General features: G+C 44.1%; 7 protein-coding genes. All 7 read right to left on the reverse strand.

Annotation, left to right across the window (positions count from 1 at the left end):
• Positions 1-2 precede the first annotated feature (2 nt).
• A complete protein-coding gene (locus FAZ19_RS14965; protein WP_136821555.1) occupies positions 3-1,244 on the reverse strand; it encodes a DUF2264 domain-containing protein in 1,242 nt (413 codons plus the stop codon).
• A 1-nt stretch (position 1,245) separates the two neighbouring features.
• Positions 1,246-2,382, reverse strand: coding sequence for a glycoside hydrolase family 88/105 protein (locus FAZ19_RS14970; protein WP_136821556.1), 1,137 nt, complete (start codon positions 2,380-2,382; stop codon positions 1,246-1,248).
• A 15-nt stretch (positions 2,383-2,397) separates the two neighbouring features.
• A complete protein-coding gene (locus FAZ19_RS14975; RefSeq protein ID WP_136821557.1) occupies positions 2,398-4,884 on the reverse strand; it encodes a sugar-binding domain-containing protein in 2,487 nt (828 codons plus the stop codon).
• 153 nt (positions 4,885-5,037) lie between these two features.
• On the reverse strand, positions 5,038-8,229 hold the full coding sequence (locus tag FAZ19_RS14980) for a glycoside hydrolase family 2 TIM barrel-domain containing protein (RefSeq protein ID WP_136821558.1): 3,192 nt from the start codon (positions 8,227-8,229) through the stop codon (positions 5,038-5,040).
• A 12-nt stretch (positions 8,230-8,241) separates the two neighbouring features.
• Positions 8,242-10,131 (reverse strand): family 43 glycosylhydrolase, encoded by a 1,890-nt coding sequence (locus FAZ19_RS14985; RefSeq protein WP_136821559.1) that lies wholly within the window; start codon positions 10,129-10,131, stop codon positions 8,242-8,244.
• Positions 10,132-10,320: 189 nt separating this feature from the next.
• Positions 10,321-11,517, reverse strand: a complete 1,197-nt coding sequence (locus FAZ19_RS14990) for a hypothetical protein (RefSeq protein WP_136821560.1) — start codon at positions 11,515-11,517, stop codon at positions 10,321-10,323.
• A gap of 61 nt (positions 11,518-11,578) precedes the next feature.
• Positions 11,579-12,727, reverse strand: a complete 1,149-nt coding sequence (locus FAZ19_RS14995) for a DUF4998 domain-containing protein (RefSeq protein WP_169305663.1) — start codon at positions 12,725-12,727, stop codon at positions 11,579-11,581.
• Positions 12,728-12,752: the final 25 nt, after the last annotated feature.

A 12,752-nucleotide genomic window follows, 5' to 3' on the forward strand; every position in this document is an offset into this window, starting at 1 on the left:
AATTACCTTAAATCCACCCCATAATCTTTCTTTGCATCTTGACTACCTGTCCAGATGAGCTGCGAACTCCAGGGCAACGAAGGGCCTGTCCAAAATTCATCCGTTTCGGGCAGTCCTAATGGCAAAAAGATGTTTGTAGCGATATAGGGACTCCCTTGATTATTGTAAAAATCCCCCAATCCCCACTGTTCGCCATACAAGCCGATTGTCAGCCATCCATCTTTGTACGTTGTCGGACTTTCTGTCGTCTTCTTTAGCACCGCAGTTAATGCGCCGCGAACCTGCGCAGGTTTCAACGCTTCAGGCAGCCGTCTTTTCAATGCCATATCTGCAAGGTGATGAAACGCAGCGCCACGATAAATCACCGAACGGCCCGAGGCTGGATAGGTACCGTCCATGTTGATCAATCTTTCCTGTATAATGGCATAACGCTGATTTCTCTTTTTTATTTTTTCAAACATATCCCGGTAATCACCCGTTTTTTCGCCTATGACATCGGCAATGGCAGACAGATAAGGATGTATCACATAACTATTATAGTAATCATAGGCGTAGTGTGTACCATCCATGTACATTCCATCGCCTACATACCATTGTTCTAACTGTCTCAACGCGTAATCGACCCGCATGACATCCCAGGTACCATCAAACTTGGCCAAGAAAGCCTCGTTCATTGCAGAGAACAACAACCAATTGGAGAATACAGGTCGAAAGCGCCGTGTGGTTTTGATGGATTCTACCAAATGCTTTTTTGCTTCTGCACTTAGATTTCCCCAGATCCAAGGCGCCCGCACGATCGCTACCGCCAGGAAGGAGGCATCCACCAGTTGCTGCCCACCCAGATCAAAGCGCATAAAATCATTTGCCGTACTATCTAGTGCATTTTCTAGTCCTTGAATCGTCCATTTTCTATATTGTTCTCTCAGCTGCACTTCATACGCGTCGCCACCTTCCAACTGCAACCAAGGAGCTACCCCGCAGAGTACACGTCCCAACACTTCCAAATATTGAACAGCTATACGGTGCTCTCTATTGTCTACGTTCTTTGAGGTTACTTTAGGCATTACGATGCGCAAACTATCCTGCGCTAAGCTGTACAGCGTAGGTTTAACCATTTTGTCCATCTCCTGAAGCCAGAAAACACGATCTGAAACCGCGGAAGGTTCTCGTTTAGCTTTACCCTTTTGTGCAAATGCAAAGTTTAAAAGACAAATTGAGATAAAAAATAAACTAATTTTCTTCATGCTACTTACTTAAAAAGCGGTATAATTCCGCACTAGCCAATAAATATGCGCCTACTCCGAAATTGGAGGTGGAGCGCTTATCCACTACCTGACCGGGAATGGCCTTTTCGCCTATGGGCTGCACATATCCTACTGATCCGTCGGCCTGCAGCGCTGTGTGACGTAGGTACTGCCACGATTTTTTCACGACAGGAATAAATTCATCCTTGTCCAGATACCCATTATTGATCCCCCAGAGCATACCATAGGTAAAAAAGGCAGTTCCACTGGTTTCCGGTCCCGGAGCGTGCGCAGGATCGAGCAGACTTCTGGTCCAGTATCCGTCGTCCTGCTGGCAGGCCGCAACGGCTTTAGCGAGCTGAACGAAACGCTGTTCAAAGAATGCGCGGTGCGAGTAGCTCTTTGGCAAATCTGCCAATACTTTTGCCAGTCCAGCAAGTACCCACCCATCTCCGCGCGCCCAAAAGTCCTTTTTCCCGTGTACGCTCTTATGCTTTGGGTAAATATATTTTCCGTCCCGGTAATAGAGATGTGCTTCGCTATCAAACATTAAACTGTCTGCATAGCTGAAATACGTGTAGAGTTTATCTAGATATTGCTCATCCTTGGTAACAGCATACAGCTTGGTCATAACGGGCATGACCATGTAAAGACCATCGGCCCACCACCAATAATCGGTCTGTACTGTGCTCATTTGGTATTCCATTACTTCACGTGCCCGCTGTATACGAATCGGATCGGGATCCAAATTATATAAATCGATGTAGGTCTGGAAGCAAATCTGCCAATCGCCGAAGAGAACGTATTGATCTTTTTCTCCATAGCTGTATTTCCACTCTGACTTCTTGTCCGACTTCGCACCTTTCCATTCATTGTGTTCGGCCCAAGCAAGGCTATAGGCTAAAAAATCGGGTTCTTTGGTCAGGGCATAGGCTTCCATATTGCCGGTATGATAAGCTGCAACATCCCAAAAAGGCCATTGTTCGGGTTTATGCTGGCTTTGCCAATGCTTGTTTACGCGATTTATGACTTCAAGTACATCGTGTTTGTCGGACTGCATCAACGTACCATTTTTTTTCACAGCGCAAGCTTGTAGGCCGGCAACGACAAAGAGAAGAAGAACCGTTCGGATGATCATATGGTTTACTGTTCGTTATTCAATCGTAAAATCTACTTCAACAGGAGTTAACCACGTGGAAGTAAAACGTAAAGATACTTTTTCTCCGGCATTACCCCGAACTTTTATGTAATTGATAATCTTCCCATGGAAAACACGTTGACGGTTATCGGTATAATCGGTCATATCCGAATTATTTCCTGCTTCCATGCCCAATAAACGTGCGGGGCCGGAAATCTGACAGACAATCTCTTCGTCGGACAACAGCACAGGCACGCCATCCTCATCGACTACTTGTAGCTCCACTTGTACAACATCGTCCGTTTTCTTTACCGACGCGACCGGGCTAATCAGTTGAAGTGCATGGGGGCGTTTGCTGGACTGGATATGATAACGTGAAACTTCCTTATTTTGTGCATCAAGACCAACGACTTCCAATTTGCCCACCTTGTAAGGAATATCCCAATGGATAATTCCATCTTTCTGATTATATGGTTTTATTTCACCGACGACTTGACCGTTCAATTCTAATCGAGCTTGCGCAGCATTGGTGTAGCAAACTACACGAATTTCTTGTCCATCTTGGTAGTTCCAAATTGGCCAGGCATCCATTGAGGGAGCTTGATCCTTTTTCTGTCCTTGATCGGCTTCCAATACCGACCAGACGTCTGTCGCGGCACCACCTCCCTGCAAAGGGTAGGTACCTAGGTATGCCATGGGTACATCAGACCATAGCGATTGACGAAAATACCCCCTCGGCTTAATGAAGCCTCCAAAGTCGAGAAGTCCGGAATAAAATCCTCTGGAAGGCCATCTTCCGGATTCGCCTAAGTAATCGATCCCGGTCCACAGGAACTGCCCGAAGATATGTTCATTATCTTTCACGGCCTTCCAAGCACCGAAATCATGTCTATTTTCGCTTCCGAAAATAACACGCTGCGGATAGCGCTCATGATCGCTCCCGTAACGGCTCTCGGTGTAGTTATAACCGGCAATATCCAAAGCCGCGGGATAGGCCGTTTCATTTGACATGGCAACGCCAGCTAATCCGGCCGTAACCGGTCTACTCGTGTCATACTTTTTGACAACAGCGACGAGGCGCTTTGCGATATCACCTAACCGCATGGCATCTGGGGCATCTTTTTTATAGCCACCAAAAATAGGTTGGGTAAAACCTCCTTCTTTACTACCTGCTAATACCGGATGCGAATACGGATCATTCGGATAATCGACCTCGTTACCTATACTCCATGCAAATATCGAAATATGGTTTCGGTCTCTTTTTACCATATCTGCCAGATCACGCTCTCCCCACTCTTCAAAAAAATCATAGGTCCCCTGGAACCCGGGGGTACCATAATTCCATCCCTGTAGCCATTTACGTTTGGGAAATTCCCACTCATCAAAAGCTTCATTCATAACAAGAAGGCCCAGTTCATCGCACAACTCGTATAAACTGCTTGCTTGCGGATTGTGGCTGGTACGAATAGCGTTTACACCCAACGATTTTAACGTTAACAAACGGCGCCTCCACACTTCCGGATAAACCTCTGCCCCTAAGACGCCAGCATCATGATGCAAACAGACACCTTTGACTTTCATCCACTCGCCATTTAATGCAAATCCCTTATTCGCATCAAAGGTGTAGGTTCTAAAACCTGTTTTTACCTCCGACGCATCAATGCGTTTTCCGTCTTGCAATACACTGGTCTTCAACGTATACAGCTGCGGATTTTTCAAGCTCCATAGCTGTGCATTTTTAACATCAAAAGACAACTTGGCCTCCTGCTGCTTTCCCGGAGCAATAACGTACTTCGTCGTTTTTTTAGCAACAGTCTTCCCATTAGGGTCAACGAGTTCATTGGCTATGGATACCGTGGCTGAAACGGCAAGTTCATTTTTTAAATCGACCTGAACATGGAGTTTTGACTTATTGCCATCAACGCTCGGGTAGGCATACACACCCCACTGATCGATATGAACAGAATTGGCGGTTACCATCCATACATCCCGGTATATACCTGAACCGGTATACCAGCGCGAATCTGCATCTTGACTATGATCGACACGTACAGCGATCACATTCTCGCCACCAAATTTGATGTAGGGTGTTGCGTCGTACATAAAAGAGATATATCCATTTGGACGTTTTCCTAACGACTGTCCATTCACGAAAACCTCACTCCTGTTGTATACCCCTTCGAAGTATAAGTAGATTTTCTCTCCCTGTTTATCTGCAGATACATCGAACTGCTTGCGATACCAACCGATCCCTCCGGGCAAATAACCCGTCGCACTTGCTAGCGACGGACTCAAGGTCTGTTTTACAGTCCAGTCATGTGGCAGGACTACTTTTTTCCACCCACGTAAATCCAAATCAATCTTGGCTCCATCTTCGATATCGCCCAATCGGAACGCCCAATCATTGTTTATTTTTTCGGCTTTTCCAAACCCAGGTTGAGCGAGTAACGCCATAGGCGTAACAAGCACCATAAAAAGCGCATAAAGTGTTGTTAGTTTCATATATGTATAATTATTCATTATAGATTCTTATTTTCAGTTAGGCTTATTTACAACCCTAAAATTAAAACTTTCTCCTCGGATTAACATATACAAACCCGTCTATTGTAGTCTACATACTCATCAATACGCACCGAATAGCTAGATACGACGGGATTATATAGGTCTAATTACAAATGAAAAGGAATAGTCTTGGTAGGGAAGCAGGTAATCTTTTAATGGCCAAGCTCCCCAACTGTTCACCCCACCAACGCCCATCTGTTTGAGATCAATATTTAACTGTGTCTGTTCTCTCCGTACCAAGTCAGCAGCATGTCTTTGGGCGCGTTTTGAACCATCGTCGAGGTCGCTATCAAAGTAATGCAGTGCGCTCATGCTCAACAGGGTATCCGAGGTCACCAACAATCCCTTACCTTTTTTATTCATCAGCTTCCACCAACGAACATCGGTCTTATTCCCTGTTTCATTGGGCATGACATACGGAAAATATTGATCGTCGACCGTCTGCCTGTAAAGACCTACGGGCGAACCGAAATTTCTATCGCTATAGTTTTCATGTGGCCCTCTGCCATAATATTCCACCTGTTCGAACCCTCCGGGTAGAATCAACTGCATACCAAACCGAGGAAGAACATCAACCTTTTGTTCGGCACTGGCCTTCAACATCTGCGTAATACTTATTTCTCCCTGACTATTGATAATATATTTCATCTCCAATGTGGCGTATACTTGCGGAAGTTCGTAAGCTGCTGTTACATACGCTAGATTATTTATCACTTCGTACCTGATATTTTTTAATATGGTGTGGTTCGTAACTTCTTTCCACGCTTTTAATTTTTCCGGTGTTTTAGCCCCAAAATCATTATCATTAGGTGCTCGCCAAAAATTAGCTTTCAAGGCATAATTTTCATCAGCAAACGATGTACCTTTATAAACGTATTTCGTTAACCAGCCCGTCTGTTTGTCAAATACCATATCTAGATCCTTACTTTGGACATGTATTCCCAGATCATCCTGGAAAGTTACTATTCCTGCTTGCCTATCTAAAGTTGTAAATGGCGTGTAGCTCCCTCCCAAGGATAATTGTTCTGTCGCAATAATATGTTCTGCAGCGAGCAATGGCTCGGCCTCTTTTAGTTTATATGTGACGTTTAAGAATGCTTCTCCTGCCGCCAGAGGCTTATACTGTATTGGCACCCGAACTGTTTCCTGTGGTCCGACAGAAATATGATCGAACATACCATTTTGTACTTTTTTACCATCTAAAATAATCTCCCACTCCATGCTGATATTGGACAGATCGGTAAAAAACTTCTCATTGTAGATGGCAAGTGTATCGTTACCGATTAAAGTGGTATGGACGTCTTGATAGACTTTCTTCATTTCCCAGGCATGCGGATAGGGTGTACGATTGGCATAAAAGATTCCTTTTGACGCATAGTTCCATCCCGTTATCGCTTCTTTTGGTTCGTAGTCGCCGCCGTAGGTATACACCGTATCGCCCTTTTCATTTATTTCAATAAAACATTGATCGACAAAATCCCAGATATACCCTCCTTGAAAAACACCTTTATTATCACGGATAATATCCCAGTAGTCTTTGAAGCTTCCTAAGGAGTTTCCCATGGCATGCGCGTATTCGCACTGTATGAAAGGTTTCTCGGGTGTAGGGTTGCGTTTTGCATAGCTTTTCATTGCATCTGGGCTTGCATACATCGGTACATTTAAATCTGTATTCCAGTCAAAGCGCAATTCACCATAATTGTTAACGGCCCGCTCGTATTGTACAGGTCGTGTTGTATCGCGCTCCTTCATTTTCACGTAACTTCTGTAAAAATTGTAACCGTTGCCCGCTTCGTTGCCCATACTCCAGATAACCACACTCGCATGATTTTTGTCACGCTCGATCAAACGCATCACACGTGAAACGTGCGATTCTTCCCAGGTAGGGCGATTGGCCATGGTATACGAGAGATCGTAGCCCATACCATGCGATTCGATATTTGCTTCGTCGATCACATATAGACCGTATTCGTCACATAGTTCCAACCAGTACTCGGAATTGGGGTAATGGCTGGTGCGAACCGAATTGATGTTAAACTGCTTCATCAACTGCACATCTTTCAGCATGGCCTGTTTGGAGATCACATGTCCGGTCAACGGATCTGTCTCATGTCTATTGATCCCTTTAATCAATATAGGTTGACCATTGACCAAAAACTGTCCCCCTTTAATTTCAATTTTTCGAAAGCCGATCCGCTGGGGTATGATCTCTAAGATGTCCCCTTTCTCATTCTTCAGCGTGGTGATGACCTCGTACAAATGCGGCGTCTCCGCCGACCACAAGGCAGGACTTCCGACTTGGATCACCGATTTAACGGATTGTTCCCCCTCAAATGAAACCCGATCTCGCTGGATAGTTTCGCCGCCCCTTTTTAGTTCGATCTCGGCGGTTAGCTTTGTTTCAGCAGATTCGTTTAAACTGAGCGTGGTATGTAATGCGCCTTTCGAAAACGTATTATCTAATAGAGGCGAGATATCCACATCATAGATATATTGTGGATGCCGTGCGATCAGATAGCAATCTCGTGTAATTCCACTAAGACGCCACATATCCTGATCTTCTAAGTAATTTGCTACGCCCCAACGCATAATCTTCAGGACGATGCTATTTTTACCTTTCTTCAGAAACGGGGTCACATCAAACTCGGAAGGTAATTTACTATCTTCACCGTAACCGACATAACGCCCATTTACCCAAACCGATAAATTAGATTTGGCAGCTCCTATGTGAAGAATAACATGCTTTCCATCCCAGTTATCATCAATAACCACCTCTCTTCTATACACTGCGGTAGGATTGAAATGCATGGGTATGATGGGGGGATTGGCACGGCCTCCATCTAACAGATACCGAAATTCAAACCCCGAAGTCGTGTACATCCGAAATCCATATCCGTTCATTTCCCAATTTCCGGGGACCTGGAACGTAGGCCATTGACTATCATCATAATCAGCGGCCTCAAAATTGGCCGGGAGATCCGCAGGTGCTTCTACCCATTTAAATTTCCACGAACCATTGAGACTCTGATAAAAAGAAGATTTCCTCCAATCGCCTTGTGTGGCTTCTTCTTTATCTGCATAAACAATATAGTCGCTCCGCATTGGCAGCCGATTTTGCTCGACGATAGTCTCGTCAAGCCATGGAATTCCTTTGCGGTCGTCGGATTGTTTTATATTTTCCACACGCCCGTCATTGGATAATGTTACGCTGGACTGTGCAACCGCAACTTGAATACCTAAGCCGAATAACAGTAAGGAAAAGGTACTTTTATGGAGAAACTTCATATTATAATAGTTCTAATCGAAAACGCTTAAATCCCACTCTTCCTTCCAGTGAAGGCTCAATTGTGTACCGCTGAAGGTAACGGGAAGCCAGAGATACCGGCTATCAATTAAATTACGCGGCTTCCAACGATCTGCCATAAAAATAAAGGCATCTTTCTTACCATGTACAGGTAGTAAATGTGTTCCCTGTCCGCGAAATGTCAGATGTGCATCCTTTCCCACACAAGGATTAGGTAACAATGCCCAGTCTCCCAACATATCATCCGCAATCAGCAGACGTGCCGCATTGGGATCCCACCCTGTACAGCCGGAGGTAATCATATAATATTTACCGTCTTTTTTCAAGAGCGTAGGAGCCTCATTATGTCCCCCCGGTGCGATGCGGATATATTTACCGGTATAGCCTAAATAATCATCGGTTAGTTCGGCGATATGTAGTGTAAGATTTTCTTCTGAAGAATAAATATGGTAAGCGGTGCCGTCGTCATCGACGAATAAGGTCATATCGCGACACATCTGACCACCTACGAAATCCCTTCGCACAAATAATCCCTCTTCAACGGCTTTCCGCCATTCTGGTGTCCACCAGGTACCATGATCGCGGGGACTGACATTCGACTCCCGTTGGCCTTTGGTCATATTCAACGGCCATACCCCGGCATTGACCCGGGAAGATTCCAAAAACGTAAAATTCCCAGTTGGCGAATCAGACACTGCAATACCAACTTGGGCAGCAGCATAGCCTTGGCCTTTCAGCTCCAAATGAAAAAACATAACAAATTTCTTGGTCTTTTCGTTGAAGATTACTTTAGGACGCTCGATTATACATCCCCAGCTAATTGGGCTGTTTGGGTCAGACGCTGGTGAGAGTGCTAAACCTTGGAATTCCCAATTGTAAAGGTCTTTGGATGAATACACGTTAACCCCCTGGGATTCACGCCCGCCTCTCTTCTCGCCATACCAATAGTAGGTACCGTCATGATGTATAATCCCCCCTCCATGGGCGTTGATATGGGCACCATTTTGATCAAGCCAGCGATCACCAGGTGTAAACTGTGAACTGCGCGGCTGTGCCGCAGTATTTTTTTGATAAACACGCACATAGTCGATTTCATATTTTGCTGGCAGCAAACTCTCATCGATTTTTCCGCCGTTGATACCCCCCAGTGCAAAGTTCAACAAGATGTAATGCGGCTGTTGGAAAGGATTGAAACCGCTTCCGTCTTTATTTACCAATCGCTGCAGGGGTACACGATTCAGCAATTGGCCGTCTAGATACAACGAAATTTCCCTTTCATCCCAATCCATGCGCCATACGTGAAACTGTGCCGCCCATGCTTGTCCTCCAAGCTCTTTAACAGATTTCGTGGTGCTGTGCCATTCGGCGTTCCATTGTTTGGCTGTACCTGTTGCGATATTTGCCAGTATATTGCCTTTGTAGTATTCCATGATGTCTATCTCACCATTGGAAGGCCACTCTTTATCGACACCTAATGTCCAAAATGCTGGCCATAATCCAGACCCAATAGGAATGCGGGCCCTCATCTCAAAGCGTCCATATTTCCAACTGTGCTTACCTTGGGTATTTATCGATGAGGAAGTATATTGGATATTTGGACGTGACTCTGCCCAATGGTTGCTTCCTTTCTTAAAAGTGGGGTTGGGCGTTGTTTCTTGACGGGCTTCGATAATCAGCACTCCATCCTTGCAATAGGCATTTTCCTGCTGATACCATTGGTCTTCATTGTTGCGTTTAAAACCCTCTTCGAAGGACCAATTTTGGGAGTCTACTTTTCCGCTATTAAACTCGTCTGACCATACGAGTTTATACGTTTCAATATCATGTTGTGCATTCGCGTGCTGAACTAGAAGTAAGAAGAAAAAAAGCAAAATTGGATTCATAAAAAATTTGTTCAAGCGTTGATTAAAAGGATCCATACAGTACCCATCACAAAAATATTTGCACAATTGATTCGAAAAGAGGGACAAATTCGTCTAAAAGGTCGGGTATTTAGATATTTGGTGCTTAACCCTGCTACATCTTCGTTACAATTAAGTTAAACGCTAACATTTTCTAATCTGACCATTCTATTATTGGACAGGAATACCATCTCTCTTAAATCCCTCTAAAATAAGGGTCGTAACGATATAGTCTGATTCCTTACCCGTATCTTCATGGGCACCATTAATACCGTAGGGCCACCAATGTTGTCCATCTCCTCTTAGGTAGGTTGCTGGATCATTGGTTGCTTTCTGTAGGGCTAAATTAGCGCTTGCTCCTGTATAAAGTCCATTTTTAAGCAGTGTAGCCGTCCAATAACTCGTTGTGCCCGATCCTATAGCATGAGAAAACTCATGCAGAAATGTTCCAGCTCTTTGATACGACGCGTTCGAGCCCCAACGCATCCATCCAGTGAAACTCGCGTCTGCCGTAGCAACGCCTGTATTGTACTCAATGGTTACGGTTTTGACAATACTTGTATGTTCTTCTAATAGCTTCACCCCTTGATCGGCCATTGCTTTCAAACGAGTAAAAACTTCAGCCGGGATATTGGCTTGATTATGATATTTAACCGTTATTTTCCCCTTGGTGAATGTTTGAAAAGAGGCTTGACTACCGTAGAAAATTCCTTTCGCCGTCTTGACGTACGATTTCGCATAAAAAGTCTTGCCCAAACCTAAATTTGTAACATCTACCTTAAATGCTCCGTTGGTAATGCTGGCAGCCTTTGCTACTTGGTTATCAATAGTCGGATTTTGCGTTTCGGCGAAACAGATTCCTGCTTCTAAGACATCTGCACCACCATCTGTCTCGATGGCTGCTGAAGCTTGCATACTATTTAGCTTGTAGAAGATAACGGAGGTCGCTGAGAGCTTTGCATCTTCATAGCTTTCGGTAGTAAATTCCAGGGCATTACCATAAGCTCTGCCGGCAGAGTTGGATGCGTAAGCTCTAGCATAGTATTTTTTTCCACCTATCAGATTAGTCAGTTCAACTTCAAATTCCCCAGAACCAGATACGGTACTTGGTGAGGCTTTAAAATCATCAACAGTAGGCTCATTATGAGTAGCCCAACAGATTCCACGTTCGGTAATAGAAGCTCCTCCAGTATGCTCAATCTTAGTTTTCAATAAGGCCTTTGTGGTAGTAACTTTTCCGGCTATGGCAGCGGAAAGAGTAGGAACCAGAACGACTGGTTCTTCCTTTTCGGGTTGTTCGGGTGGATTTACCGGAGATTTTCCACATCCAAACAAGAACAAAAGGAGATAGCATATGTATTTAATCATAACTTTATCTTTGGTAAAAGAGCTGTCTAGATTTCTCTAGACAGCTTTAATTTAAATATGACTATTCTACTAGGGAAACTGACATTCCCCGCACGTTAAAATATTGGTTACTGGAGCTCATTAGATTAGCTACGTATCCTATAGTTACCTCCTGTGTAACAGGATTATCAAATTCGAATGAGACAACTCGGTACGCGTCATTGATCCATGCCAAATTGTAGTAGCCCAATTTATCAGAAGATAATACATCTGCGACATTCGGGATGCTACCATTATTAGTGACGACAAAATATACTAAATTATTTGTGGCGTCGACGTTCGCCGTAACGTTGTTTCTCCGAAATTCGATATCAACCTTATATTTTCCCGCGGGTAAGGTGGTTGCTTGATATATCTTGCCGTTGTTTATATTGGGGGTTCCCCAACCAGCCTCTGCCGAAAGCACGCCTACGCCGGTATTGTTATCCCAACTACCTCTACCACTTATGGCGTTAGCAGAGGCATTAGACGTCCAATCTTGCAAAACACCCCAGCGACCGGAAATATTTGTAGCAGTGAATGGATATCCTAAATTTCGGTAATAGGTCAATGAGGGATTAAAATCAGTATAGGCAGTATAAAATGTATCCAAACACAAGGTATCCGGTAGATAAAGGCTTCTAAAAGACATCGATTCATCAATTTTCACATTCGTAAGTGCAACGTCCTTATCATCAATATCTAGCCTTATAGTTTGATTTACTCCTTCCGTATCTACATATCTAATTTCCGTCGCAAATATTCCCAGCGTGCGATCTACATTTCCAAATGTAGCCGTAAAGGTGTTGTCATAAGCTTTTAAACTATTATTTGCGATCGGCCTGTTGAAGATGGATTGCTGATAACGCTCACCGTAAACATTTCCAATACCGTATACAGTGATTGACTTATTTCCTTCCGTGTCAAAGGTGACTACTTCAAAATTGTGCACATTTTCGGTCATATTTTCCAGCATCAAACGTAATGTATCTGTATTTTGTGTCCTGTTAACAGGTATGGACACAGAGTCCTTTCGACCGTTCCAAAAAACACGACACTCAATGACCTTGGGGTCAGAAATAAATAGACCTTCAATTTTCACCCGATTCTTTCCAGAATAGATGCGAAGAGAGTCCAGTTTACCTGTGTAAGATATTTCGCCCTCTTCCACGTATTTTTTCCAATCGTCCATCTTGGAACATCCTATTGATCCTAGG

The sequence above is a fragment of the Sphingobacterium alkalisoli genome (assembly GCF_005049105.1).
GTDB lineage: Bacteria > Bacteroidota > Bacteroidia > Sphingobacteriales > Sphingobacteriaceae > Sphingobacterium > Sphingobacterium alkalisoli.